Raw genomic sequence first — 25,351 nt, forward strand, 5'->3', positions numbered from 1 at the left:
GAAATAGAAGTATAAGACAACAATTTACCAACTGTAGAAAATGATAAAGTTGTCAACTTAAAACTAGGAGGGAATTTTCTTGATCTGGACTATAATTGGTATTATACTTTTATTTTGGTTAATAGGCTTTGCAATTGATATAGCAGGCGGACTTATTCACCTGCTGCTGGTAGTAGCGTTAGTGGTCTTTATCGTTAATATGATCCGAGGCAGATAGATCAATGTCCTCTAAAGGTTTGCGCCTTTAGGGGACATTTTTCATTCACGGATTTAAAAGAAATTAAACGTTTATAAAAATAGTTTCGATCTTCTTCTTGACAATTCTGTGAATGTTTATTAATATACCTATAGGGGTAATGATAATAAACAGATACACCAATTAGAAAACAGCTATATTTTTTTACTTTTTTTAATACCCTATAAGGTATAAGTTGTTTGTAAATCGACTAATCATATAAGGAGGAAATTTTATGAGTATTAAAGTGAATAAAGTTTTGGACGCGAAAGGGCTTGCCTGCCCGATGCCGGTAGTGAAGACAAAAAAGACGATGGATCAAATTGAACCGGGAGAGGTCCTGCTTGTGGAAGCGACAGACCGCGGGTCACTTGCTGACATGAAAGGATGGGCTAAAAATACAGGCCATCAATACCTGGGATCTAAAGAAGAAGGTGATGTTCTTTACCATTACTTGCGAAAATCGGATCCAAGTGAAACATCAGAAATAGAAGAGTTCCCGCATGTGACCAGCAACGAGGACCTGATAAACAAGCTTGATGATGAAAATATCACTGTAATTGATGTACGGGAGCCCGCCGAATATGTCTTCTCACATGTTCCTGGTGCGGTTTCAATCCCATTAGGAGAACTGGAAGAGCGCATGGGTGAAATTGATAAGGAGAGCGAAATACACGTTATTTGCCGAACGGGCAACCGCAGTAATATGGCGGCACAGCAGCTGGCAGAAAACGGTTATGACAAAGTATTTAATGTAAAACCCGGCATGTCCGAATGGGACGGCCCGACAGAAAACAAATAAATCAGGAGGAGATTAATAATGACAATTAAAGCGATGAAAGCGGGAGAAGTTGCAAAAAAAGTAATCAATAAAGATGACCTGTTTATTGTGGATGTAAGAAATAACGATGCTTATGACGACTGGAAAATTGAAGGGGAAAATATCACATCAATTAACAGACCGTATTTTGATTTGCTCGACGGCGTCGAAGAGCTCGTTAAAGAATTACCTGAAAATAAAGAGGTATTAGTCGTCTGTGCGAAAGAAGGGTCTTCTCAGTTTGTCGCAGAGGAACTGTCAGAAGCGACTGGAAGGGATTTTTATTATCTTGAAGGCGGAATGAAGACTTGGAGTGAACACCTGGAGCCTGTAAAACTTGGCGATCTTGAAGGAGGCGGTTCTGTATATCAGTTTGTCCGACTTGGAAAAGGGTGTCTTTCCTATATGATCGTTTCCGGCGACGAAGGAGCAATGGTTGATCCGCTTAGATTAACCGATCAGTATGAAGCCTTTGCTGAAAAACTGGGCGTAAAAGTCCTTCACATGTTTGATACGCATTTACATGCGGATCATATTTCAGGAGGGCGCCGTCTGGCAGAAAAAACAGGCGGGACTTATTATCTGCCTCCAAAAGATGCAGAGGAAGTGACATTTAATTTTGAACCGTTAGAAGACGGGAAGGAAATTACATTTGGGCCGGATGAGGTAAAAGTTAAAGCAGTATATACACCGGGGCATACCATTGGCAGTACGTCACTGGTTGTCAATGACACTTACTTGTTTACAGGAGATATTTTATTCCTTGATTCGATCGGCCGCCCCGACCTGGCAGGACTGGCAGAAGACTGGGTTGGCGATTTAAGAGAATCTTTATATGTCCGATATAAGAAGATGAACCAGGATTTACTCGTTCTTCCTGCCCACTTTGCTAAACTTAAAGAGCTTGATGAACAGGGACGTGTGGAAGCCCGTCTTGGGGACTTGTATGAAGAGAATGAAGGGCTGCAAGTGGAAGATGAAAATGAGTTCCGCAAGATGGTAACAGAGAACCTTCCGCCTCAGCCAAACTCTTACAAGGAAATTCGCCAGACAAATATGGGGAAAGTAACTCCGGACGCCGAAGAGGAAACGGAAATGGAAATTGGCCCTAACCGTTGTGCGGTTTCTTAACTAATTGGTATAAGAAAATTAAACTATAAGATTAAATGAAGAATTGAAAGGGGAAATTAATAATGGAAAGTACTAAAGTTTTAGATGCAAAGGGTCTTGCTTGCCCAATGCCGGTAGTGAAAGTTAAGAAGGAAATGGACCAGCTTCAATCAGGCGATATTCTTGAAGTGCTTGCAACTGATAAAGGAGCGAAATCTGATATTCCTGCATGGGCGAAATCAAGCGGGAACGAAATTATCAAAGAAGACCAGGAAGACAGCGTCCTGAAATTCTGGATTAAAAAAGCGTAAAAAGAGAAAAAGAGTAAGTAAGGCCTGCACCGCGTACAGGTGTCAGGCCTTTTTTATGAACTGAAAGAATAGGTGAAAGGAGGGAAACCGTTATGAACCGCTGGTTCCCTTTCCTTAATTGGATGAAAAGCTATGACTTAAAAGAAGATTTTAAAGGAGATATGACCGCCGGTTTAATTGTAGCCATTATGCTTATTCCACAGGGGATGGCCTATGCGATGCTTGCAGGGCTGCCGCCTGTCATGGGGCTCTATGCCTCAACAATCCCTTTAATCTTATATGCATTGTTCGGTACATCACGGCAGCTATCAGTCGGCCCTGTAGCCATGGTGTCACTGTTAATATTTACAGGCGTCTCCGGACTGGCAGAGCCGGGCAGCGAAGAATATATCTCACTTGTCTTTCTGCTGGCTCTTATGGTTGGTGTGATCCAGTTCTTAATGGGTGTGTTTAAACTGGGGGCTGTAAGTAAGTTTATTTCTCATGCTGTCATAAGCGGTTTTACCTCGGCAGCCGCGATTATTATAGGGATGAGCCAGCTGAAACATATTATTGGAGTTGATATTGAAGCTTCTGAAAATGTGTTTTTAATTATTGCTGAAGTGTTCAGCCGTATAAATGAAATCCATCTGCCCACTTTGGCAATCGGGATTTCAAGTATTTTAGTGCTGATTATTTTTAAGAAAAAAATTAAAAAGATACCTGGAGCTTTAGTTGTTGTCGTTTCGATGATTACGGTTACCGGATTTTTCCGGCTTGATGAAGCGGGAGTAAACATTGTGGAAGACGTGCCGGGCGGGCTTCCTGGCTTTTCTATGCCGGCTTTTGAAATCAGCGCCATAAACTCCCTTTTGCCGATAGCATTGACTATCGCTATTATCGGATTTGTCGAGTCGTATGCGATGGCTAAAGTTATTTCCGCAAAAGAAAAGTATCCGATTGATGCCAATAAAGAGTTAAATGGACTCGGCGTGGCAAACATAGGAACAAGCTTCTTTTCAGGGTTTCCTGTGACAGGCGGTTTTTCCAGATCAGCCGTTAACTATGATGCAGGAGCAAGAACAGGGATGTCTTCGATTATTACAGCTGTGCTTGTCATTCTGACTCTTTTATTCTTTACGTCACTTTTTTATTATCTGCCGCAGGCTGTGCTTGGCGCCATTATTGTTGTAGCGGTTTACGGGTTAATAGACGTGAAGGAAGCCTTTCATCTATGGCATATTAAACGGATTGACGCGGTTTCCTTACTGGTTACATTCTTAGCTACACTCGCGATCGGAATTGAAGCAGGAATAGCGACAGGTGTCATTTTCTCAATCCTTGTTTTTGTTTACAGGAGCGGTAAACCTCATGTGGCAGAGCTTGGCTATTTGGAAAAAGATAATATATACCGTAATATTAATCGTTTTCCCGAAGCTGAAACAAGAGAAGATACATTAATTGTCAGGATAGACGCTTCTATCTATTTTGCAAATATTTCCTATATCGAAGAACAGCTTTCTGAATTCATCTACCGGAAAAAAGACCTGAAAACTGTTATTCTCGATTTTTCCTCGGTTAATGATATAGATGGTGTAGCTATGGATGATTTGGAAGAATGGATAGATAACCACAGTGCTGAGGGTATAAAAGTTTACCTTGCACAAGTGAAGGGACCTGTGAGAGACTTATTTAGAAAAGCAGGCTGGATTGAAAAGTATGGTGAAACAATTCAATATCACACCATTGATGCCGCTTTAAAAGACAGCAAAATATGAGGTGAGTTGATGGAAATCAGAAGTCTTGAAGTGTCCCATAATCAATTTATGGAAAAGATGAAAGCAGAAGACCCGGACTTTTTTAAAAAACTGGGGGAAGGGCAGCAGCCTTCTTTCTTTGTTCTCTCATGCTGTGACTCCCGTACATGTCCTTCTACAATTACAGGCATGCCTTTGGGAGAGATGTTTACGCACCGTAATATTGCTAATCAGGTAACCGAAGAAGACGACAGTTTCCGGGCAAGCCTGCATTATGCTCTTGATGTATTAGGTGTCAATTATGTTATTATTCTCGGCCATACGAACTGCGGAGGAATCCTTGCGGCAAGCTCCGGGGTTCAGCATGAATCACTCGACGGCTGGTTAAAGCATGTGAAAGCAACACTGGACGAGTATGATAAAAGTAAGCAGGCCCCAACACCGGCTGAGCTTGAGGAACATAATGTCAGACAACAGATTATTAACGTTAAAAATCACCCGGTTTATCAGCGGAAAGGCGAAGGTGTACCGGTTATAGGGTTATTGTTCCACTTAGATTCAGGAGAACTGCAATGGATCGACCCTGATGACAACAATTAGTAAAAGAGGGATAAATATGGCTGGACATCGGTTTAATCCGGAAAAAGCGGATAAATTATTAGATCCAAACAGGACATCTTTGATCGATCCGGACTGGGTAGCAGATAAACTTAAGCTGCCGTCTGAAGCACACGTAATGGATCTTGGAGCAGGAAACGGATTCTTTACTCTGCCCCTGGCGGAGCGGACATCAGGGGAAGTCTATGCGGTCGATGTCGAACCTGAAATGCTCGGTCTTTTGGGAGTCCGGGCAGAAGAAAAGGGTGCAGGCAACATCGGCTTAATTGAATCAGATCTTGAGGATATACCACTGGAAGATGGAACAGCAGAAGCCTCAATTGCCGCTTTTGTTATTCATGAAGTGGGGGACCGCCTGAAAGCATTTAATGAAATGAACCGTATTATGAAAGAGGGATCCAAAGGAGCTATTGTGGAGTGGGCCAGAGTAGAAGGAGAATCAGGACCGCCTCTCCATGAGCGGCTTGATCCGGAAATACTTATTGATGAAATGAAAAGCTCAGGCCTTATTATCGATGAACTTGTTGAAAAAGAAGAGGTTTATGTTATTTTTTTCTCAACAAAAAGTTCTAAGTAAGGATTTCCAGTGCTTTTTATAAAGCGCCTGGAGCCGGGTACTAAAAAAATCTGTTGCGGGATTTAACCTGCAACAGATTTTTTGTGGAAAAGTATAGCATGGCTTGCTTCGTTTGTTTCTCATGGCAGTGACTGAGGTAAGGGCTTTGCGGCCGGCTCGGCCAACAGGTATACCTGATATACACTCCGCTGATTTATTTAGCCTTGGAACTTTGAATTCTCTGCATCATTTTTAAAGAGCGGCCCGTCCCGATAGCGACTGATTCTAATGGGCTTGGAGCGATATGAACAGGAACTACAATTTCATTGGATAACCATTCTTGCACTCCGTTAAGAAGGGCGCCGCCTCCTGTTAAAATAACACCTCTGTCTACGATGTCTCCGCTTAATTCCGGCGGGCAATCCTCAAGGGTCGCTCTGATCGCTTCAAGAACAGAAAGAAGAGAGTCTTTAATTGCTCCCTGAATTTCATAAGAAGAAATTTCAATCGTTTTCGGAAGGCCGCTCACTAAATCACGTCCCCGAATATCCATTTTCAATTCAGCATGCTCGACTAGCGCGTATCCAACTTCCATTTTAATATTTTCTGCGGTACGCTGGCCGATCATTAAATTGTATTTCTTACGGACAAAATGAGTAATGTCATCATCCAGCTGGTCGCCGCCGACTCTAATGGAGTTGCATGACACAACACCTCCGAAAGAAATAATGGCGACTTCAGTCGTTCCTCCACCGATGTCCACAATTACGTTAGCGATCGGTTCTTCAACTGGCAAGTCAGCTCCTATTGCCGCTGCAACAGGCTCTTCGATTAATTGTACTTCTCTTGCCCCGCACTGTTTAACAGCATCAGAAATAGCTCTTCTTTCAACTGACGTTGATCCGGAAGGAGTACATACAACGACACTCGGCTTTCTTAAAGGGGCGCCAAGTTTTTTTGAAGCTTTTCTCATAATGTGTTTAAGCATATCAGTAGTCACCTGGTAATCAGCAATAACACCATCTTTTAATGGCCTGATTGCCACAATATTTTCAGGTGTTTTTCCAACCATTTTTTTAGCGTCCTCTCCGACGGCCAAAACCTGGTTTGTCTGCAGATCAATAGCTACTACCGATGGTTCGTTTATAATCATACCTTTATTTTTGGTATAAACCAGTAAGTTAGCAGTTCCTAAATCTATTCCAATTTGAACAGATGAAAACATAATTAAATTCCTCCCGTATCGCTTTTAGTATGACTACATAATCATTCTATCGCTTTGCCATTTTTTTAGGGGTAATTTTAAAGAAAAATAGTGTGAAATTATGTGTAAAATTTATTTCCCGGGAAAAATGAGGAAAACAGTATGAAAAAAGATAAAAGTGTTAAAAGAAATAAAAATGATTTTATCATTTGGCATTTTTCTTTATAATTTGATGAAAAGAGCATCGTTGACGGAAGGAGTTTTGGATATGACAGAAATTATGACAAAAAAACTGATAAAGAATGACAGGCAGCTGAAATTTTTGAAGAGAGCGGAAGCGTTAGTTCCCGGTTTTCAAAAAAGGCGGAGCATGTATGACAAAAAAGCCGAGTTCCCTTTTGAAAATATGAAAGAGTTAATAACCTCAGGGCTGGCGGCTGTAACTGTTCCAGAAATGTTTGGAGGGGAAGAAGCGTCTCTCTATGAGTTTTTACTGGTTCAGGAAACGCTCGCCCAGGGGGATGCGGCTACAGCTCTTTCTATTGGATGGCATAATGGAACAATCATGCAGCTTCGTGATACCCAAAAGTGGCAAAAAAACGACTTTGAGAAAATTTGCCGTGAAACAGTTGAGAATGGGATCCTTATTAACAGCGCTGCTACTGAGAAAGCGACAGGAAGCCCGGCTCGTGGAGGAGTTCCTGAGACTTCAGCGGTTCTTAGAGACGGAGCATGGGAGATAAAAGGACATAAAACGTTTACGTCGTTAGCGCCAGCCTTGGATTATTTTATTATTACAGCTTACATTGAAGAAGAGGGCAGAACAGGGGAATTTCTGATCCCGCGGGACATTTCGGGAGTGAGTCTTGAAGAGACTTGGGATGTTCTGGGGATGAGAGCTACAAGAAGTGATGACCTGATTCTCGATAATGTTCAGCTGGAAAAAGAGGCACTGAAGTCTGTCAAAGAGCCGGGCCATGGTAAAAGCCCGCAAGGATGGCTTCTCCACATCCCGGCTTGTTATTTAGGAATTGCAATTGCTGCGAGGGATGAAGCAGTTGAGTTTGCAAAAAACTATCAGCCTAACAGTTTAAACCACCCAATTAGTGAAGTGCCGGAAGTGCGCAGGAAAACAGCTGAAATGGACCTTGAATTAATGAAAGCACGGCATTTTATGTACCACATAGCTGAAACGTGGGATCACTACCCGTCGTTAAGGGCTGAGATGGGAGCGGAATTAGCTTCAGTGAAAACAGTGTGCACCAATGCCGCAATCAAAGTGGTGGACCTAAGCATGAGAATTGCAGGAGGGCACAGTTTACACCGCAACAGCTCTTTTGAACAGCATTACCGTGATGTGCGCGCCGGTCTCCATAATCCCCCTTCAGATGACATTACAATGATGATTTTGGCTAATCAGGCATTTAATGCCCGAATCTAAAGTCACAAAAACGAAAATAGTGTAAATTTATATAGACAACACAAATCGTTACACTTACGATATGAATATGACCAGTTTATCAGTTAGCAGCTCTTTCTAAAGTCTTTGGAGGTGTATGTTATGAAAAGGTTGAAAGCAAATATTATCTCATTGAACGTAGGAACACCGAAGACACTGAACGGTTTAGGGAAATCTGTTGAAACAGCTATCGTTAAAGAACCAGTAGATTCAGAGATATTCCTTTCCAAAGAGCAGTTAGAAGGGGACCAGCAGGCTGATCAGAAAAATCACGGAGGCCCGGATAAAGCCATATGTGTTTATCCTTTTGACCATTATCCATTTTGGGAAGAGGAATTAGGAAAGAAACTGCTCCCTGGCGCTTTTGGAGAAAATTTAACAGTCAAAGGCCTGATAGAAGAAGCAGTGTGTATTGGTGATCTGTTTCAGTGGGGAGAAGCCCAGGTCCAAGTGTCACAGCCAAGAAAACCTTGCCATAAGCTCGCAAAACGGCTAGAATCAGAAGAGTTGCCGAAACGCGTCGCGGAAACAGGGAAAACCGGCTTTTATTTGCGAGTGCTGAAAGAAGGGATGGTTTCAGAAAGCACCCCTCTTCAACTTATTAAACGTTACTCGGAAATTTCTATAGCCCGCGTTAATAACGTCTATTATGAACATCAGTATGATGAATCACTGATTCAGGAAGTCATCGCCGTCCCGGAATTAGCTGCTTCATGGAAAGATATGATGAAAGAATAAACGGGAATAGGAATGGGAAAGGGAGCGGGCTGGGTCATGGGAATGGGCCGGGCCGCGGGCTCGAGCTGGGCGAAAAATGTCGAAAATTGTTATACGGTAGAGTTCGGCAGTTATACGGTAGAGTGATCTGCTTATACGGTATAGTTCCACTTTTATACGGTAGAAAGTCATCCGCTTATAAGCCAGAATCCCACATTCATAAAGCAGATGCTCCGATTACAGGGCCCATTCCCCTAATTAACAAGTAGAATCTGGCAATAAGAGCCTTCTCGACACTTAAAATAAGTATCATTAACCGGTCGCCTGCACACACGAACGTGCCAAGGCCACCGGTTTTTTTCGGTAGTGAGCAAAGGGGTCAGACCCCCCATTTACTGGAAATTATAGAGTTTGGAATTTTTCGGCAGGATTTTTGGATTTTTTCGTGAATTTCTAAAAGCATAGGAAATAGTCCGTAAAATCTTTTAAGTGGGGGAGTGTGCTGAAATGCCGTCATATCATAAACTTGTCAGAGACAGAATACCTGAAATAATTCAAATGAACGGCGAGAAACTTGCATATAGAAGGATTGAAGGGGAAGAGTTCATTAGAGAGGCAAAGCATAAATTAAAGGAAGAAATGAAAGAGTATGTGGAAGCACAGAATGCTGAACAGGCGATAGAAGAACTTGCAGATTTACTGGAGCTTATTTATTGTCTGGCTGAACGGCATGGTTATTCCAGGAAAGAGCTGGAGGCGATCCGGGCTGATAAATCCGAGAGGCGTGGAGCTTTCCATGAAGGATGGTTTCTGGAAACAGTGGGGGATGATTAAGTAAGAGTGAATTGCGGCTTCCAGTCCAAAAGCTTCGTTATAGAAGCATGGCATCCAGAGTCACACAATCGGAGAACCAGCTGCCAGCTGCGAAATACAGCTGCAGCTTACTTTTTAACAGTTTCAGAGAGAAGTTTCCCTCTTTAATTGCAGCTAAGCGCGGGCAGTTCAACAGGCGCCGCTAAACTTTGTTGTACCTCTCCATCTCCCAACTTTTTTCCTCAGAGGACAAGTCCTCGAGGAGCAGAGGTCTTCCCAGAGGAGAGCTCCTCATCGAGGAGGGTGTGTAGCGTTCGAAGCCTCCCCTGGGCCACCGTGCTCGGTGTGCACCGCTTTACCCGGAGGAGGTGAGGCCTACCCGGGGAGATCGACTTTCACCAACAGACCATTTAATACACAGCCGTGCTCTTTCGTTTGACAGCCTTTTTCTGTTCGTACATAGCCAGGTCAGCAGATTTGAACAAGTCCTCCATTTGTCCTTTAGGTTCCTTACTGTAGGCAGATCCAAAAGCGAGCGATACAGCTTGAGAGCTGTTTTGGTTTGCGAGGCGGCTTTCAAAATGCTGACACTTTGAGAGAAACTCAGGATGGGAGAGATCAGTCATTATAATGGCAAACTCATCTCCGCCAATACGGAATAATGTGCTGTTTCTGTTATTAAAGTGATTTTTCAGATAGGCGGCTGCCGACTGGATTAATTGATCGCCTGAGTGGTGTCCGTATGTGTCGTTTGTTATCTTAAGGTTATTCATATCACATATAATTAAGCCGGCCGGCAAAGTACTTGAATTATTAAGCTGATTCATCTTGGACTTAAAAGCGTTCCGGTTCAGTAAACCGGTTAATTCATCATGAAGAGACTGGTATTCCAGCTTTTTCTGAAGAGTAACTTTCTCAGTAATGTTCCTTAAGATACCCTGGACTCCAACAAATTCTCCGTTCTCATAAACAGGGCGAGCTGTTTCTTCAAACCAAATGTAATTCCCTTCACTATGCTTCCATCTTTGCAAAAGAGGACGATTATAGTCCGCTTTTCCGTTGATTTTATTTAAAAGAACAGGATAATCTTCAGGGTGTATGAGCGCATAAATTTCTTCAGGGTTTTCATAATGCTGGATAATATCCCACCCGAGAACTTTATTGACAGAAGGACTTAGGTAAATGTACTCGGTTGAGGGCACTGTCCTGAGATAATAAATAATATCTTTAGAATGTTCCACCAAATCTATAACATCATTTTTTGATTGTTCAGCCTGCTTAATATAATAATTTTTTTGGCGAATACGTGTTTTTAACAGCAGAGAAACTGCGGAAGCCCCTGCCGCGAAGCCCAAACTAATTAAAAGAGTAGATATAAGCACTTTTGCCCCTCCTGAAAGTCTCTATTGTTTAATATTTCCTTTTATTATATCAGATTATATGATTAAATAACTACTTTTTTACTATTAAAACCTAGGAGGTTTTTATACATGTATGAAACGATTCAAACTCCAGCCATTCTTCTCGATGAAGTAAAGATGAACCGCAATATCCGCAGAATGGCTGCTGTGGGGGAGAAACACAAAGTCAGTGTCAGGCCTCATTTTAAAACACATAAATCATCTTTTATAGCGAATAAACAAATAAGTGCCGGAGCTGCAGGCATGACGGTGGCAAAAGTGTCAGAAGCAGAACTGCTGTTGGAGGCGGGGATAAAAGATATTTTGATCGCCCACCCGTTAGTAGAGAGTGAAAAAATCAAGAAGTTATTTCCGTATCAAAAATCGGCCCGTCTTATTTTTACAATTGACAGTAAAGAGCAAGCAGAGGTTATGAGCAAAGCTGCGGATGGCCATATGATAGAGGTTTGGCTGAAAGTGAATTCCGGGCTTAATCGGTGCGGCACCCAGCCTGGCAGGGAAACGTTGCAGCTCGCCAAAGACGTGAGAAGAATGAAAGGGTTAAAATTAACGGGATTATTCACTCACGCAGGCCATTCCTACGGCGCTGCCTCCCGGAAGGAACTGGAAAAAATTGCGGAAGAGGAAGCACAAAGTGTTGTACTATCTGCCAGGCTTTGTGAGGAACACGGTATAGAAATTCAGAACAGAAGTATCGGGTCAACGCCAACTTTTGAAAAGGGGGCATCTTATGAGGGAATTACGGAAGTGAGACCTGGAAATGCCGTCTTTTTTGATCGTATGCAAATGAGCCTGAATGTCGCAAAGAAAGACGAAGCAGCTGTCACTATTCTGACGCAGCTTGTCTCTAAAAGAGACTGCAGGGTTGTTTTTGATGGAGGAAGTAAAGCATTTACGACTGAAAAAGGGGCGCACGGAAAGGAAGGAGTTGCCGGGTTTGGGGAGGCGCTCTCCAATAAATTACTGGCGATCACCCGGCTTTCGGAGGAACACGGGATAGCGGACTTAACAAATGAAAACATGCACTTATTCCAGGACCTCGCCCTAGGGGAGAAAATACAGTTTATCCCTAACCATGCCTGTACGGCAGTCAACTTGTTTGATTCCTATATGATGCTTAAAGAAAATGGGGAAATTGAGCCCTTGCCAATTGATGGAAGGGGGAAATCCCAATAAATGGGGGGACAGCCCCCCCATTTAGACCCCCCATTTATTTCCTTATGAGAAGAGGTTGGTCACCCAATCGATGCCGTAGTAGCTGGCTGCAGTCAGAATAATTGTCCAGACGACAAGACTGCCTCCCATCCATGCGGTTGTTTTATGCTGGTCGGCTTTTAAGGAAAGAGCAATGACTGCAGCTAAGTGGATCCCTGTCACTGCAGGACCAAGAATTGCTAAGCCGGGAAGGCCGTATTTATGAAAAATGGAAGCTGCCTGTTCTTTTCGAGTTCGTCTCGCTTTTTTTGGAGGACGGGGTGCATCACGACCATCCCGGATATCCCGCGTAACCGGCTGATCCGAATGATCCACTGCTTCCTGGTCCTGGTTTTCCGCCACAGCCCTCTCTTCACGTTTTTTAAGTTCTTTCTGCTCTTTTTTCCTCCTGCGCCTGGCCTTCCATTGTTTATACCACTTAGTCCGCTGAAACCATTTTAAAGAATAGATGATGAGCAATATCGGCAGGAAATTTCCTGCGAACGAAATAAAGCCGACCCAGAATGGGTCCAGGCCCATTCCTATTCCAATCGGGATGACAATAAGAATTTCAAGCCAAGGGGTAGCCGCCATTATAAAAATTAAAAAATATTGCCATAAGAGTTCGACCATAAGCTTTCTTGAACCCCTTTCTTAAAATTGCTGCCGTTTTCCGGTTTCTCACCAAAGTGGGATCCACAGGCAGCCGGTGTTTTTTAAGTAAGTCATTATTCTAGCACTCCGGTTCTCAAGGTTGCAATGAAACTGGTTTTGTGGGGGTTTGATACGGTGCCTAAAGTGGTAAATGTCCGGTAGATAACTGAATTGACGGGAGGTTAGTTAGGAAATGTTCGGATGGTCAGATATTCCTACCTTTGTTATTTCTCTCGGAATAATATTACCTATTGTCGCTTTTATTCATGAATCCGGGCATTTTGTGAGCACCTACTTATTTGGCGGGAAAATGAAGTTTGTATTCGGGCGCGGGAAATTATTGTTCAAAAGAGGAGATTTCGAAATTAGAAGAGTGTATTTTCTGGATGCCTGGACCCAGCTTGAAAAATTAGATATTAATAACAGATGGACACATTCCATTATTTACCTCAGCGGCTCTTTGTTTAATATTTTGTCCGTTGTAATTATTAATACGTTAATTCATCTGGACATACTGCCGGCACACTTGTTTTTCTATCAGTTTGGCTATTTTTCTCTTTATTTCGTCTTCTTCTCACTTTTACCTGTTGAATTCGGAGAAGGGCAGCCCAGTGACGGAAAAGCATTTATAGATGTCGTCCGGTACGGTACTGAAAAAGGCCCAATTAAATAAAGGTAAACTTTGTAACTTTTCAGGGACGCTTAACGACACACTATAAAGGGAATATAATGATTACAGAGAGAGAGTTTTATTATACAAGGGGGGAACAGCAATGAAAGATGCTATTCAGTCATTGGTTCATAAACAGAAACAATTTTTTTACAGCGGGGAAACTAAAAGTCTTTCTTTTAGAAAAGAACAGTTGACTAAACTTAAAGAAGCTATTAAAAAGCGGGAGAGGGACATATTAAAAGCTGTTAAAAAAGATTTAAATAAAGGGGAACACGAAGCCTTTCTTACTGAAATCGGTTTTTTATACAGTGAATTAAAAGATATGCTTAAAAATATGGATTACTGGGCAGAGCCCCGTAAAACGAAGACTCCTTTGTCGCATGTAGGCGGTAAAAGCTACATATACAAAGAGCCTTACGGTGTCACACTGATTATATCACCTTGGAATTACCCGTTTCAGCTATGCCTCGCTCCATTAATCGGTGCGATCGGGTCAGGGAATACAGCTATATTAAAACCGTCCGAATTTACCCCTCATACGAGTTCGGTCATCCGGGACCTGGTGGCCGCCACCTTCCCTGAAGAATATATTGCCGTTGTCGAAGGGGATGCGGAAGTCTCTAAAGCCCTTCTGGATGAAAACGTTGATTATATCTTTTTTACGGGAAGCACGGCGGTCGGGAAAAAAGTTATGGAAGCCGCTGCAAAGCATCTCACTCCAGTCACACTGGAATTAGGCGGGAAAAGTCCCGCGATCGTCATGGAAGACGCTAATCTGAAGCTTGCCGCCAAGCGGATTGTATGGGGTAAATTTATCAATGCGGGCCAGACGTGTGTAGCCCCGGACTATGTTCTGGTTCCTGAAAAAAGGCGCAGAAAATTCCTTAAACAGCTCGTACACTATACAAAAAAGTGGTATGACGAAGAAGCACGAAGTCATAAGTCTTACCCTCAAATCATTAATGAACAGCACGTAGACCGTTTGGTGTCTCTGATTGATAAAGAGAAGGTTTTTTACGGGGGAGATTACGACCGGGAGAAGCGTTTTGTTGAACCAACGATTATGATGGATGTGACGATGGACGATGAGGTTATGGCAGAAGAAATATTCGGTCCCATCCTGCCCATCATGTTTTATAAAAATGATTATGAAATAGTTGATATCGTACGCCAGCGGCCTAATCCGCTTGCTCTCTACCTGTTTACGGAAAGTAAAGAGAATGAAGGAATGATTCTCGGCAACCTCTCTTTCGGAGGCGGGTGTGTTAATGATACTATTATGCATTTAGCGACGCCTTATCTTCCGTTTGGCGGGGTAGGCGAAAGTGGAATGGGGTCTTATCACGGTAAAAACAGTTTTGATACGTTTACCCATGAGAAAAGCATCTTAAAGCAGACTACAGCTTTTGATTTGCCCATCCGCTACAGTCAGTCACAGGCTTCTATGAAAACATTAAGGAAAATGTGGGAATAATATAAGCAGCCAGAAAAGCAGCACTGGGAATTTTCCCCTGTGCTGCTTTCTATAATTAAGGATCTGTTATTTTTTAACCAGCCACAAATTTTAAAAGAAATCATAGATAAACGGTTTTTGTCGGGGGATACGCCTGGCCAGCAGTTCCGCGGACTTTTCGTCGCCTGCAATCCACTCTTCTTCTATAAGTGTCTGAACAGACTGAGTACCAAATAACACGGCAGTCAGCGACTGGACTGAGAGTTTTAAACCCTTCTTTGGCGGATGCTGGCATGTAGCTCCTGTTTTCCCGTTCTCTTCATTTTCAGGTTGTAATGGGTAAAAATCGACCTGATTTCTGCCATCGTCACCTGCCGGCTTTATAATATAAGTTCCTTCATTCCACTTACATGTCTTATCCTCTACATGCAAAATTACAGGGGGGCCTGCCTCCCCGTTTTCGAAAGGAAATGAGGTGAGAAATTCTTTAACATCTACAATACGGGCCATAAAATATGATGAGACTTCCCGTTTTATTTTCGGGTCTTCCAAAAGGAAGGGCAGTCTGCCGTGAGCCGCGGTTTTGATGCTGATGGAGTCTGCCATTGAGTCATGGTTGGAAATAAAATTCCATAACCCTCTCCGGGTATCCGCATCTAACCAAATAAGCTCATGGATTGTCATTTTACGCTCTTTCATTTCATAGATGAGATAGCCTGTGATATGGCCGGATTCATTATAATAAGCCGCGACAGTTCCTTTTTTCCTTTTAAAAACCGACTGCTTCCACCATTTTTCACTTCTGCGGAGGGCACCGCTGTATTGTGAGGCCCACGTCTCGTAAACAGCACCGACGAGAGCAGGATCTTTATCAATTCTTCTCACATATCCTCTGCAAGGCTGGCAATTAGGAAGCTGTTCTCTTGTTAAAGTAAGAAGAGCAGAATCAGCAAACAGTTCCCAGCCGTATTTGCGGTAAAAAGGAATACTGAATGGGTAAAGAAAGGAGATTGTCTGCCCGTTCTGTTTCATTTCTTTTAAACAATGGTTCATCAGCCGGCTGACCAGGCCTCCGCGCCGGTGCTCCGGCCATGTCACCACACCGGAAACCCCGCCCATGTTGAAGGCTTTTCCGTTTATGTAGACTTCTAAAGGAATAATTGAGGCTTTGGAAATGATTTCTCCATTTTCTTCAATGACCCACGTTTCATCTGGGTTGACAGTTTCAAGCCTTTCCTGGCGTTCCTCATCGGTCATATAGTACTGGAATGCAAATTCAGACATGCGGATACTGTATTCGATCTCAGATTGTTTCAGTTTCCTGATCGTCACTCTTCTTCAACTCCTTTAAACAGCGCAATGGCTTTTTTTCTCTGGACAGCATGGTCCACCGTAGGTTCCGGGTAAGTGATTTCTGCCTCTTCACTTGCCATCTTCTCAGGGGTATGAATGTATTTCTCAGGTACTTCTGTTAATTCCGGTACAAATTTTTTTATAAAGCTTCCGTGGGGGTCGAAGCGAACAGATTGTCTGGCAGGGTTAAATACCCGGAAATAAGGCACGGCATCTGTACCAACCGAGGCCGCCCACTGCCAGCCGCCTACATTGGATGCTTCATCATAGTCGATCAGCTTCCGGGAAAAGTATTCTTCCCCAAGGCGCCAGTCGATTAAATAATCTTTTGTTAAAAAGGAAGCAGTGATCATCCGCAGCCGGTTATGCATCCAGCCCGTCTGATTGAGCTGTCGCATTCCGGCATCGACGATAGGAAAGCCGGTGTTTCCGTCTTTCCATTTAGTAAACAGCTCCTCATCTCTGTTCCAGAATATATTCCTGTATTTTTCCTGGTACTCCTGATTTTTTGTTTCAGGATAAAAATAGTAGATCATAGCATAGAAATCCCGCCAGGCAAGCTCTTTCAGAAAAGTTTCTGCTCCCTTGCCAGCTTCATCAATTCTGCTCGAAACCGAATGATAAACCATTCTGACAGACAGAGCGCCGGTTTTAATAAATGGGGAGAGTGCGCTTGTTCCAAAATAATCAGGCAGGTCGCGGTTATCGTGATAATGTGTGAGCCTCTCTTCGACAAATGTTTCCAGGCGGTTGACTGCTGCTTTTTCTCCTAAGCCGCCCCAGCTTTGTGTACACCGGGGGAGTAGTTCCTTTTCAAAATAATTATCAGCGGCCGTTTTGCCTTTCTTACCATTCACATAATACTCCTTAAGGTCATCTATACGGCTGTTAGCTAAAGACGGTTTTAAATGCCTGTTCCAGTTCCTGAAATAAGGCGTAAATACCTGGTAAGGCGTGCCGTCACTTTTTTTGATTTTATGAGGGGGTATAATATGGCTTCCTTCAAGAGGAAAAAGCTGCACGTTATATTTTAAAAGGAAGCGGATGACTTCCTCATCTCTTGTCCGGCCAAATGGTGTGTAGTCTTCAAGGCAGAAGACAGCCTTTAACTCAGGATAAGAGCTTACAAGTGTATGAAACGCTTCCTGGACAGGACCTTTAATCAGCTCCACTTTAATTCCTTCACTTCGGCAGTCATTTCTGAACTTGCGAAGAGTCTGGAAAAAATAATCGTATTGCAGGTCTATGTCCTGAAGAAATTCAGGATGAAGATGGAAAAACATAACGATTTGGCCGCCGTCAGATGCGGCAGCTTCCACCGCTTTCTGAATAGCCAGGTTGTCGTTGATGCGGAAGTCATTCCGCAGCCAGACTGCATAAACAGGTTTCATAAGTTAGTCACCTCTCGTTCTATCATAGCCTAAATTAAAAAAGAAATGAAAGGAAACCGTTTTAATGAAAGCGATTTAAAAACGGTCAAAATATGTTCAACATTTCACAAACATTTCCCTTTTTTGACATGATAGAATGAGATTAACGAAAGGGGTTGTGATAGAAATGAAAACAACAACAAGAAAACTATACTGTGAATGGCACTCTTTTTCTACTGATACCGAAACTTATACTCAGGAAACATTTGAAGAATTAGTAGGGGATGAATTTGAGGCCATGATGTTTGAAAAAGAGGATCAGGAAATTCCTTCTTATATTTGGACAGTGAATTTCGTTTGTATCATCAAAAGAAGCACCCGAATGATTAATGATATTTCTATTACTAAAATACCGCGTAATCCAGCGTGTGAATAAACGGTTAGTTTGCTCGACTGTTTTTTAACAGGTGAGCATTTTCATATAGCTATATCTCCATTTTTTAAATAGATGGAGGTGTACCAGATTCAAACCTCCTATTTGGAAAAGGGTCTCCCCCCTTTTCTTTTTTTTGTTTAAAAAGAGACTGGCCGAGGGAATAAATGATAAAGGGTAAATCCGAAAGTGAGGAGAAGACAATGCAGCAGACAAACACCTACGATCTGATTGGTATTGGAATAGGGCCGTTTAACTTAGGAATGGCAGCCCTGTTAGAAGATATTGAAGACGTTAAAGCAATCTTTTTTGATGAAACTCCCACATTTAACTGGCATCCGGGCATGCTGATCGAAGGAGCGGATCTGCAGGTGCCTTTCCTGGCGGATTTAGTGACTTTTGCAGACCCCACGAGCCGGTTCAGTTTTATAAATTACCTGCACCAGCATAACCGGCTGTATACGTTTTATTTTTTTAACCGGTTTGATATCCCCCGCAGGGAATATAATGATTATGCCCAATGGGTAGCAAGCCAGCTTTCCTCTTGCCAGTTCGGAACAAAAGTAACAGATGTGATTGATCACCCCGGCACAGACAATCCATTTTATGAAGTGGTTGTAGAAAACCGCGAAACTAAAGTCACTGAACGTTTTTTTGCTAAACATATTGTATTAGGCACGGGGACGAAACCAGCCATCCCTGCCGGGTTTGATCAGTTTCCTTCTGAAGACGTTCTCCATACAAGCCAGTATCAGTATTATAAAGAAGAATACGAAAAAGCAGATTCTATAGTTATAGCAGGCTCCGGGCAGAGTGCAGCTGAAGTTTTTCTGGAACAGTTGCAAAAACAGGAGCGCGGAAAACCTTTTTTATACTGGCTGACACGCTCACCAGGTTTTTTTCAGTTAGAAGCAGGAAAGTTAGGTCAGGAAGTCTTTTCTCCTGATTATATTGATTATTTCCACAGTCTCTCTTATGAAAAAAGAAAAAGTGAACTGCCAAATTTATCGCAGCTCAGAAATGGAGTAGAAGAAGATACCCTTCACGACATTTATGATCTGCTGTATCACCGGTCTGTCCCTACAAATGACCCCGCGGCCGTTATTCAGGCTAACACCGAATTGAAGAATATTAAACAGGAAGAAAACAGATACCAGGTTACCTGTTATCAGACCCAGCAGGAACAGACTTTCACAATTCAGGCGGATAAAATTATTCTGGCCACCGGCTATAAACCGGATATCCCCGACTGGCTTACTAAATTTAACGATCTGATTGAGTGGGAAGACAGCAAGCGTTATGCGGTCACAAGGGATTACAGGCTTCAATTTAAAAAAGAACGTTCTCATCATATTTTTACACTGACAAATTTGGAACACTCCCACGGGGCCGGCGCCACCAACCTTGCTTTATCGGTTCAGAGGAATATGACTGTAATCAACCGGATTGCAGGCAGGGAAGTTTACCAGGAGCCGGATAACACAGTGTTCCAGAATTTCGGCATAGACCAGCTGGAGGATAAAAGGGGCTGACAAACTAAGAAAAAGCAGATCCGTAAAGGGCCTGCTTTTTCTGAAAGATTGTGTTAAGCTGTCTGATTTACTGGTATCTGCTCTCTGTTTTTAAATAGTTTAGCACGAAGGTAAGGAACCACAAAATAGTCTCAGCCGAATCTTCCGGCATTGTGTCCTGTGACTAAGTATCCGACTCCGTCTTATACCCCTAACAGGTGATCTAATAATTTCTGCGACTGTAAAAGTCCAAAAAATTGAGCTTATCCTTTAACGGAAAATTCCTTTTCGTTTTCTGCTGTTTCAATTTCTTCAGTCTGAAGGTTTTCGATTTTCACAGGAAAACGGAGATTTTTAAGGGAGGAGATAAACGAGTCAATCTCATCCTCATTCCCCTGAACTTCCATTTCCACAGAGCCATCCAGTTTATTTTTGACCCAGCCGGTAAGGTTTCGTTCCTGGGCATTTAATTGCGCCTGAAAGCGGAATCCGACACCTTGGACTCTTCCTTCTGCAATGATATGAAATCTTTTCATCTTAACTGCCTCCTCTAAATACGTTATTCTATTTTCTTTTTTCCCTAAGCTAAAGTCTCTCACACCTTTATATTAATGAACGATTCACGTTCGTTTATTAAAAACTCCAAAATATATTCAAATCTCCAGCAGTTACTATGGTTTTATAAAAGTTATAATAAATATAAGCAATGACTGTTCAAGACTGGGGGGTGAGGGTATGTGGCGACAATTTCTGTATAAGCGGGTTAAGGAGAGGTCCTCCCTCCGCATTAACGAAAAAAAATGTTTGCGAAATCGATATAAATTCAGTGACTGTGATAAATGTATAAAAGTCTGTCCCTATGACGCATTATCACTTGTAAATGGAAAAGTTGAGATGGAAGAGGACCGTTGCCGCAGCTGCGGGCAATGTGTACACACCTGCCCAACAGAAGCTTTATATTTTGAAGCAGAAATGATGGACAAATATGATAACAGAATCTCACAAAAAGAAGCAGTGACGTTTGCTTGTACAATTCAAAGTTCAAACGATGAAGAGGATGTGACCTTCCCCTGTTTAAAGTCCCTGTCTCCTGAGCATTTAATGATCAGTGCACTTTATGAGAAAAAGTGTGAAGTATACTGCGACTATAAGCAATGCAAAAGCTGTGAGGCAGCATGGGAGCCTGAAGAAGGGTTGAAATGGCTTGCCGAGTGGAATGAACAGACGGAATCACCGAAGGTTCCTTTAGTCACTAATAAGGAAGAGAAGAGCGGCGCCAACAGGACCTATAACCGCAGGGAGTTATTCAAGATGACTTCCCAGCAGACAAAAAGCCAAATTGGAGATTTAATCCTTGATTCTTATAAAGAAGTCATAGATTTAAAAGAGAAAATCGCTCCAACCCAAAAGAGGCAGTATGCGATTGCATATCTTAAAAAAAATCAGGAACTTCTAAAAATGAATATGGCAAATGCAAAAACGCTCTCTGACAAGCTTAATCTTACCGGAATAAATGTAAAAGGCGACTGTAACATCTGTCAGACCTGTTCGAGTCTCTGTCCTGCCGGTGCCTTAAAAGTAGTTGAAAAAGACAGTTTAAAAGTGCTTGAGTTTGAAGCGGGCCGGTGCGTAAATTGCGATATTTGTGAAAAAGCCTGCCCGTCCATTCAAAAACATCCTGTAAGTCAATTATCAGATCTATTAAACAAAACGACACTAAAAACGATGCTATTAGATGAATGTCCTAAATGCGGATCTTCGAAACACACGGAAGAGGCATTGTGTGAAGAGTGTCAGAGGAGAAAAGATAAAAGGGAGTCTCTTCTTTCTGACTGGTAATAAGAAAAGGCTGCGACAAAAGAATAGTAACCATAAAGAAAGCCGAACAAATCTTATGATTTTTGTTCGGTTTTTCGCTTTTGTACTTAATAAAAAATTGACTCTGATAAATAGTAATGGCAGTGATTTCAGTCCGCCAGGCGGACGCTTGCCCAGGGGCTTGTCGTTTTAATCTGCCGGTTCACTCTTGGCGAAGGCTTACACCACAGGCATAAGTGCAACATCGTTGCAGGGATCTTCGGCTAACCCCTTCACGTCCTGTGAAAACGCCGAAGTCACCACATCCGTGTGGAAGTTCGCTGTGTTTTCTTTACCCGAGGGCTTGTCTTCAACTAATTTTCCCGAAGGACATTTTCAGGAAAGTGGATTTTCAGACTTCGCAAATCCTCCAGGTGTCCTCGTCTTCGTTCACCGGAAAAAAAGTATTTAGCGGGTGCGTTTTTCTACAGGATGAGCTAAAATCAACTCAGCCGGGAGCTTCGTTGAATTGGATCTTCAGCCTTAACCCCTGTGGCGTCGCCGCCTTCTGTCCTTCAATCAAAAAACCAGAGGCTATTTAATAATTCGTAAAACTAAAATTAACTCACCTTATAAGATGTCTGATAAAAATTATTGTTCGTCCTTTACAAACTTGTCTTTAGTTTTGTCTCAGTATATAAACCATTGATTATATAACTATTAGGTTATATAATGGATACGTTATGTTGTTCCGCATTGTACATATTAAAAATAAATTCAGCAGAAGTTCGTATGCTCGCTTTAACGTATAGATTAAAAAGGGCTTTAAACACTAAACTATACAAAATATATCATGACGTTATTAAGTATAAAAGGAGCGTTTTCTATGAAAGACTTTCTCCAAGCGACATCTCAACCACCCGCCACTTATTTTTTACCGGAAAAGGCGGTGTCGGAAAGACTTCAACAGCTTGTGCAACAGCTGTTGCTTTAGCTGACTCAGGAAAAAAAGTATTAATTGTAAGCACCGACCCCGCATCAAATCTGCAGGATGTGTTCGGCATGGATTTAAGGAATGACCCCTCTCCTGTGAGCTCGGTCCCAAATTTATTTGCTGCAAACCTGGATCCCGAAGAAGCCGCAAGACAGTACAGGGAAAAAATGATAGGGCCATACAAAGGCAAGCTTCCAGAATCAGTTGTGAGAAATATGGAAGAGCAGCTTTCCGGCGCATGCACCGTGGAAATAGCAGCTTTTGACGAGTTTACAAATTTACTGGCTGACCAAGAAACGACGAACCAGTTTGACCATATTATATTTGATACAGCCCCCACAGGCCATACGTTAAGACTTCTCCAGCTGCCGACAGCGTGGAGTGATTTTCTGGAGGGTAACGAGAATGGCGCGTCATGTCTAGGTCCGCTCGCAGGATTGGAAGAAAAGAAAGCATTATATGCCAAGACGGTAGAAGCTCTTTCTAACGACGAAGAAACTGTCCTCGTATTAGTGTCACGGCCGGATCAATCTTCACTGGCAGAAGCGGAGCGGGCAGGCAGTGAATTAGCTGAAATCGGTATTACTAACCAGTCACTTGTAATTAATGGCGTTTTTAATCGCCAGTCAGATGACGAAGTGGCTGTTAAGCTCGAAGCGAAACAGCAGGCTGCATTAAAAAATATCCCTGCTGCTTTTAAACACATGGCGACGTATTTTTTACCGTTAGTCCCATTTAATTTAACCGGGCTTGATGCTCTAAGGAATTTTTTCGAAACAGAGCCGGTATACACTAATGACTTGAAAGCTGTTAAAGCCTCACACGATCTTCCATCTATTAAAGCAATCCTGGATGACATGGAACCGAGAAAACATGGCGTGTTTATGACGATGGGCAAAGGCGGTGTTGGAAAAACTACCATTGCTGCCGCTGTTGCTGTCGGTCTGGCAGAGAGGGGGCACACTGTTCATTTAACGACCACTGACCCTGCGGCCCATTTAACCCATGTATTAAACGAGGAGTCGTTTGAAGGATCGTTAAACGTGAGTAAAGTCGATCCGAAAACAGAGGTGGAAAATTATAAAAAACAGGTGCTTTCCAAGGTCAGCGATGATTTAACTGAGGATGAACTGGCGTATATTAAAGAAGATTTAGAGTCTCCGTGTACAGAAGAAATCGCTGTTTTTCGCGCGTTCGCTGAAGTTGTTGACCAGGCGCAGGATGCATTTGTAGTAATTGATACGGCCCCTACAGGCCATACTTTACTGCTTCTTGACGCGGCAGAGTCTTATCACCGCGAAGTGGAGCGGTCGTCAGGGGATATGCCTGAATCCGTAAATAAGCTGCTCCCTCGGCTAAGGGACCCAGATCAAACATTCATTTCACTTGTTACTTTACCAGAAGCGACACCGGTCTTTGAGGCAAGCCGGCTGCAGAATGACTTGCTTCGCGCTGGGATTAAACCAGCCTGGTGGATCATCAACCAGAGTTTTCAGGCCACTGAAACGACAGACCCTGTTTTAAAAGGCCGGTCTTTTGCAGAGCAGCAATGGATTGAAAAGGTGAAAAATGAGTTATCACCTCAGACAGTAATTGTCCCTTGGCAGTCTGATCAGATGATTGGACTGGAGAAACTTAAACTAATGGCAGGGCAATAATACATGAGTGAGAAATAGTGTTGAAGTCAGCAGAACCTTTTTAGGCAGTGTATCCAAAATATCGTTAGAAGATCATCAGTTGATGTTTTAGTTGTTAAATAATTCCAGGCCACTGATTTTTAAAATACTTTCAAAAAAATAGATTAAATCAGGCAAAGTTCAGGGAGGAAGTTATATATGAGTAAAGAAGTGGACCAACAAGACAGTAAAGGCGGCATAGGTTTTTTCGAAAGATATTTATCTGTCTGGGTGGCCTTGTGTATCATTATCGGAGTAGCGGTCGGACAGTTTATCCCGGCCGTGCCTGAAACGTTGAGCCAATTCGAATATGCACAAGTGTCTATTCCGGTTGCTATTCTCATCTGGCTTATGATTTACCCGATGATGGCACAGATTGATTTTTCAAGTATCGTAAATGCCGGCCGTAAACCTAAAGGGCTGGCGGTGACCCTTGTAGTAAACTGGCTAATTAAGCCTTTCACGATGTTTTTCTTTGCCTGGGTGTTTTTCCGGTTTGTGTTTTCACCGTTTATACCGGAAGCTCTTGCGACTGAATATATTGCAGGGGCCGTGTTACTCGGTGCAGCCCCATGTACCGCAATGGTTTTTGTTTGGAGTTACTTAACAAAAGGGAACGCCGGATATACTTTGGTCCAAGTCTCGGTGAATAATTTGATTTTAATTTTCGCGTACGGGCCGATTGTCATGGTATTGTTAAGAATGAATAATGTCATAGTTCCTTTTGATACCATTTTCTTATCAATCCTATTATTCATCATTATTCCTTTAGCTGCAGGATACATTTCCAGGGTGGTCCTTATTAAGCGGAAAGGTCTGGAATGGTTTGAAAATGTCTATCTTAAAGCAGCGGGTAAATTTACGATTGCCGGTTTACTACTGACATTAATTATTATCTTCTCTTTCCAGGGTGAAGTCATTCTGCAAAATCCATTCCACATCGGGTTAATTGCTGTTCCTTTAGTTATTCAAACGCTATTTATTTTTGTTATTGCTTATTTCTGGGCTAAGAAATGGCGGATTGAGCATAGTGTCGCTGCACCAGCCGCTATGATCGGTACAAGTAATTTCTTCGAGCTTGCTGTAGCAGCTTCCATAGCACTTTTCGGATTAAATTCGGGAGCAACGTTAGTTACTGTCGTAGGTGTGCTTGTTGAAGTTCCTCTTATGCTGTTTTTAGTACGGATTGCTAATAATACGAGAGAATGGTTCCCTGAAAGCAGCTTAGTTAAGAATAACTGAT

The 25,351-nt window shown here is 42.5% G+C and carries 24 protein-coding genes; 18 read left to right on the plus strand and 6 right to left on the minus strand.

The window, feature by feature from the left end; translation table 11 throughout:
• The first annotated feature begins 79 nt into the window (after positions 1-79).
• From K8O68_RS04260 to K8O68_RS04290, 7 genes are all read left to right on the plus strand, one after another.
• Positions 80-217: a lmo0937 family membrane protein gene (locus tag K8O68_RS04260; RefSeq protein WP_230895699.1), complete on the plus strand. Its 138-nt coding sequence runs from the start codon at positions 80-82 to the stop codon at positions 215-217.
• A gap of 253 nt (positions 218-470) precedes the next feature.
• Entirely contained in the window at positions 471-1,037 is a 567-nt protein-coding gene (locus tag K8O68_RS04265; RefSeq protein ID WP_230895700.1) for a sulfurtransferase TusA family protein, read from the plus strand.
• An 18-nt stretch (positions 1,038-1,055) separates the two neighbouring features.
• The gene (locus K8O68_RS04270) at positions 1,056-2,186 is read left to right on the plus strand and encodes an MBL fold metallo-hydrolase (RefSeq protein WP_230895701.1); all 1,131 of its coding nucleotides are present in this window, start codon (positions 1,056-1,058) and stop codon (positions 2,184-2,186) included.
• A gap of 62 nt (positions 2,187-2,248) precedes the next feature.
• Positions 2,249-2,476 (plus strand): sulfurtransferase TusA family protein, encoded by a 228-nt coding sequence (locus K8O68_RS04275; RefSeq protein ID WP_230895702.1) that lies wholly within the window; start codon positions 2,249-2,251, stop codon positions 2,474-2,476.
• Positions 2,477-2,568: 92 nt separating this feature from the next.
• Positions 2,569-4,233, plus strand: a complete 1,665-nt coding sequence (locus K8O68_RS04280; protein ID WP_230895703.1) for a SulP family inorganic anion transporter — start codon at positions 2,569-2,571, stop codon at positions 4,231-4,233.
• A gap of 9 nt (positions 4,234-4,242) precedes the next feature.
• Positions 4,243-4,812, plus strand: a complete 570-nt coding sequence (locus K8O68_RS04285; RefSeq protein ID WP_230895704.1) for a carbonic anhydrase — start codon at positions 4,243-4,245, stop codon at positions 4,810-4,812.
• Positions 4,813-4,828: 16 nt separating this feature from the next.
• Positions 4,829-5,407 (plus strand): class I SAM-dependent methyltransferase, encoded by a 579-nt coding sequence (locus K8O68_RS04290; protein WP_230895705.1) that lies wholly within the window; start codon positions 4,829-4,831, stop codon positions 5,405-5,407.
• Positions 5,408-5,600: 193 nt separating this feature from the next.
• Here K8O68_RS04290 and mreBH read toward each other — a convergent pair whose 3' ends face one another.
• The gene (gene mreBH, locus K8O68_RS04295) at positions 5,601-6,611 is read right to left on the minus strand and encodes a rod-share determining protein MreBH (RefSeq protein WP_230895706.1); all 1,011 of its coding nucleotides are present in this window, start codon (positions 6,609-6,611) and stop codon (positions 5,601-5,603) included.
• A 247-nt stretch (positions 6,612-6,858) separates the two neighbouring features.
• Here mreBH and K8O68_RS04300 point away from each other — a divergent pair, with 247 nt between their 5' ends.
• From K8O68_RS04300 to K8O68_RS04310, 3 genes are all read left to right on the plus strand, one after another.
• Positions 6,859-8,031, plus strand: a complete 1,173-nt coding sequence (locus K8O68_RS04300) for an acyl-CoA dehydrogenase family protein (protein ID WP_230895707.1) — start codon at positions 6,859-6,861, stop codon at positions 8,029-8,031.
• A 120-nt stretch (positions 8,032-8,151) separates the two neighbouring features.
• Positions 8,152-8,787: an MOSC domain-containing protein gene (locus tag K8O68_RS04305; RefSeq protein WP_230895708.1), complete on the plus strand. Its 636-nt coding sequence runs from the start codon at positions 8,152-8,154 to the stop codon at positions 8,785-8,787.
• 486 nt (positions 8,788-9,273) lie between these two features.
• Positions 9,274-9,600 (plus strand): nucleoside triphosphate pyrophosphohydrolase, encoded by a 327-nt coding sequence (locus K8O68_RS04310; RefSeq protein ID WP_093049103.1) that lies wholly within the window; start codon positions 9,274-9,276, stop codon positions 9,598-9,600.
• A 389-nt stretch (positions 9,601-9,989) separates the two neighbouring features.
• Here the strand turns inward: K8O68_RS04310 and K8O68_RS04315 are convergent, their stop codons facing one another.
• Positions 9,990-10,961, minus strand: coding sequence for a sensor domain-containing diguanylate cyclase (locus K8O68_RS04315; protein ID WP_230895709.1), 972 nt, complete (start codon positions 10,959-10,961; stop codon positions 9,990-9,992).
• Positions 10,962-11,069: 108 nt separating this feature from the next.
• Between K8O68_RS04315 and K8O68_RS04320 the strand changes: the two genes are divergently transcribed.
• Positions 11,070-12,176 (plus strand): alanine racemase, encoded by a 1,107-nt coding sequence (locus K8O68_RS04320; RefSeq protein ID WP_230895710.1) that lies wholly within the window; start codon positions 11,070-11,072, stop codon positions 12,174-12,176.
• A gap of 42 nt (positions 12,177-12,218) precedes the next feature.
• Here the strand turns inward: K8O68_RS04320 and K8O68_RS04325 are convergent, their stop codons facing one another.
• The gene (locus K8O68_RS04325; RefSeq protein ID WP_230895711.1) at positions 12,219-12,827 is read right to left on the minus strand and encodes a small multi-drug export protein; all 609 of its coding nucleotides are present in this window, start codon (positions 12,825-12,827) and stop codon (positions 12,219-12,221) included.
• A gap of 214 nt (positions 12,828-13,041) precedes the next feature.
• Here K8O68_RS04325 and K8O68_RS04330 point away from each other — a divergent pair, with 214 nt between their 5' ends.
• Together K8O68_RS04330 and K8O68_RS04335 are read left to right on the plus strand one after the other, a co-directional pair.
• Entirely contained in the window at positions 13,042-13,521 is a 480-nt protein-coding gene (locus tag K8O68_RS04330) for a site-2 protease family protein (RefSeq protein WP_230895712.1), read from the plus strand.
• A gap of 100 nt (positions 13,522-13,621) precedes the next feature.
• Positions 13,622-14,995, plus strand: coding sequence for an aldehyde dehydrogenase (locus K8O68_RS04335; RefSeq protein WP_230895713.1), 1,374 nt, complete (start codon positions 13,622-13,624; stop codon positions 14,993-14,995).
• Positions 14,996-15,085: 90 nt separating this feature from the next.
• Here K8O68_RS04335 and K8O68_RS04340 read toward each other — a convergent pair whose 3' ends face one another.
• Both K8O68_RS04340 and K8O68_RS04345 read right to left on the minus strand, forming a co-directional pair.
• Positions 15,086-16,306, minus strand: coding sequence for a GNAT family N-acetyltransferase (locus K8O68_RS04340; protein ID WP_230895714.1), 1,221 nt, complete (start codon positions 16,304-16,306; stop codon positions 15,086-15,088).
• Positions 16,303-17,718, minus strand: a complete 1,416-nt coding sequence (locus K8O68_RS04345; protein WP_230895715.1) for a cryptochrome/photolyase family protein — start codon at positions 17,716-17,718, stop codon at positions 16,303-16,305. The genes K8O68_RS04340 and K8O68_RS04345 overlap by 4 nt, the downstream gene beginning before the upstream one ends.
• Before the next feature lie 166 nt (positions 17,719-17,884).
• On the opposite strand from K8O68_RS04345, the gene K8O68_RS04350 reads away from it, so the two are divergent.
• Together K8O68_RS04350 and K8O68_RS04355 are read left to right on the plus strand one after the other, a co-directional pair.
• On the plus strand, positions 17,885-18,133 hold the full coding sequence (locus tag K8O68_RS04350) for a hypothetical protein (protein ID WP_093049130.1): 249 nt from the start codon (positions 17,885-17,887) through the stop codon (positions 18,131-18,133).
• A 200-nt stretch (positions 18,134-18,333) separates the two neighbouring features.
• Positions 18,334-19,662, plus strand: coding sequence for a lysine N(6)-hydroxylase/L-ornithine N(5)-oxygenase family protein (locus K8O68_RS04355; protein WP_230895716.1), 1,329 nt, complete (start codon positions 18,334-18,336; stop codon positions 19,660-19,662).
• 242 nt (positions 19,663-19,904) lie between these two features.
• Here the strand turns inward: K8O68_RS04355 and K8O68_RS04360 are convergent, their stop codons facing one another.
• Positions 19,905-20,177 carry an acylphosphatase gene (locus K8O68_RS04360; protein WP_230895717.1) on the minus strand — a complete coding sequence of 91 codons (273 nt, stop codon included), beginning with the start codon at positions 20,175-20,177 and terminating at the stop codon, positions 19,905-19,907.
• A gap of 199 nt (positions 20,178-20,376) precedes the next feature.
• Between K8O68_RS04360 and K8O68_RS04365 the strand changes: the two genes are divergently transcribed.
• The 3 genes from K8O68_RS04365 to arsB all read left to right on the plus strand — a co-directional run bounded on the left by K8O68_RS04365 (position 20,377) and on the right by arsB (position 25,350).
• On the plus strand, positions 20,377-21,480 hold the full coding sequence (locus K8O68_RS04365) for a 4Fe-4S dicluster domain-containing protein (RefSeq protein WP_255717005.1): 1,104 nt from the start codon (positions 20,377-20,379) through the stop codon (positions 21,478-21,480).
• Between the two features lie 750 nt (positions 21,481-22,230).
• A complete protein-coding gene (gene arsA / locus K8O68_RS04370; RefSeq protein ID WP_230895719.1) occupies positions 22,231-24,090 on the plus strand; it encodes an arsenical pump-driving ATPase in 1,860 nt (619 codons plus the stop codon).
• Between the two features lie 177 nt (positions 24,091-24,267).
• Positions 24,268-25,350 (plus strand): ACR3 family arsenite efflux transporter, encoded by a 1,083-nt coding sequence (arsB, locus tag K8O68_RS04375; protein ID WP_230895720.1) that lies wholly within the window; start codon positions 24,268-24,270, stop codon positions 25,348-25,350.
• Position 25,351: the final 1 nt, after the last annotated feature.

This window comes from Salipaludibacillus sp. CUR1 (assembly GCF_021028955.1).
GTDB lineage: Bacteria > Bacillota > Bacilli > Bacillales > Salisediminibacteriaceae > Salipaludibacillus.

Excerpts from the sequence above, each read along its gene's own strand:
- K8O68_RS04265 (WP_230895700.1), top strand. The coding sequence starts at position 471 with ATGAGTATTAAAGTGAATAAAGTTTTGGACGCGAAAGGGCTTGCCTGC.
- K8O68_RS04270 (WP_230895701.1), top strand. The coding sequence starts at position 1,056 with ATGACAATTAAAGCGATGAAAGCGGGAGAAGTTGCAAAAAAAGTAATC.
- K8O68_RS04275 (WP_230895702.1), top strand. The coding sequence starts at position 2,249 with ATGGAAAGTACTAAAGTTTTAGATGCAAAGGGTCTTGCTTGCCCAATG.
- K8O68_RS04280 (WP_230895703.1), top strand. The coding sequence starts at position 2,569 with ATGAACCGCTGGTTCCCTTTCCTTAATTGGATGAAAAGCTATGACTTA.
- K8O68_RS04285 (WP_230895704.1), top strand. The coding sequence starts at position 4,243 with ATGGAAATCAGAAGTCTTGAAGTGTCCCATAATCAATTTATGGAAAAG.
- K8O68_RS04290 (WP_230895705.1), top strand. The coding sequence starts at position 4,829 with ATGGCTGGACATCGGTTTAATCCGGAAAAAGCGGATAAATTATTAGAT.
- mreBH (WP_230895706.1), bottom strand. The coding sequence starts at position 6,611 with ATGTTTTCATCTGTTCAAATTGGAATAGATTTAGGAACTGCTAACTTA.
- K8O68_RS04300 (WP_230895707.1), top strand. The coding sequence starts at position 6,859 with ATGACAGAAATTATGACAAAAAAACTGATAAAGAATGACAGGCAGCTG.
- K8O68_RS04305 (WP_230895708.1), top strand. The coding sequence starts at position 8,152 with ATGAAAAGGTTGAAAGCAAATATTATCTCATTGAACGTAGGAACACCG.
- K8O68_RS04310 (WP_093049103.1), top strand. The coding sequence starts at position 9,274 with ATGCCGTCATATCATAAACTTGTCAGAGACAGAATACCTGAAATAATT.
- K8O68_RS04320 (WP_230895710.1), top strand. The coding sequence starts at position 11,070 with ATGTATGAAACGATTCAAACTCCAGCCATTCTTCTCGATGAAGTAAAG.
- K8O68_RS04325 (WP_230895711.1), bottom strand. The coding sequence starts at position 12,827 with ATGGTCGAACTCTTATGGCAATATTTTTTAATTTTTATAATGGCGGCT.
- K8O68_RS04330 (WP_230895712.1), top strand. The coding sequence starts at position 13,042 with ATGTTCGGATGGTCAGATATTCCTACCTTTGTTATTTCTCTCGGAATA.
- K8O68_RS04335 (WP_230895713.1), top strand. The coding sequence starts at position 13,622 with ATGAAAGATGCTATTCAGTCATTGGTTCATAAACAGAAACAATTTTTT.
- K8O68_RS04345 (WP_230895715.1), bottom strand. The coding sequence starts at position 17,718 with ATGAAACCTGTTTATGCAGTCTGGCTGCGGAATGACTTCCGCATCAAC.
- K8O68_RS04350 (WP_093049130.1), top strand. The coding sequence starts at position 17,885 with ATGAAAACAACAACAAGAAAACTATACTGTGAATGGCACTCTTTTTCT.
- K8O68_RS04355 (WP_230895716.1), top strand. The coding sequence starts at position 18,334 with ATGCAGCAGACAAACACCTACGATCTGATTGGTATTGGAATAGGGCCG.
- K8O68_RS04360 (WP_230895717.1), bottom strand. The coding sequence starts at position 20,177 with ATGAAAAGATTTCATATCATTGCAGAAGGAAGAGTCCAAGGTGTCGGA.
- K8O68_RS04365 (WP_255717005.1), top strand. The coding sequence starts at position 20,377 with ATGTGGCGACAATTTCTGTATAAGCGGGTTAAGGAGAGGTCCTCCCTC.
- arsA (WP_230895719.1), top strand. The coding sequence starts at position 22,231 with ATGCTCGCTTTAACGTATAGATTAAAAAGGGCTTTAAACACTAAACTA.
- arsB (WP_230895720.1), top strand. The coding sequence starts at position 24,268 with ATGAGTAAAGAAGTGGACCAACAAGACAGTAAAGGCGGCATAGGTTTT.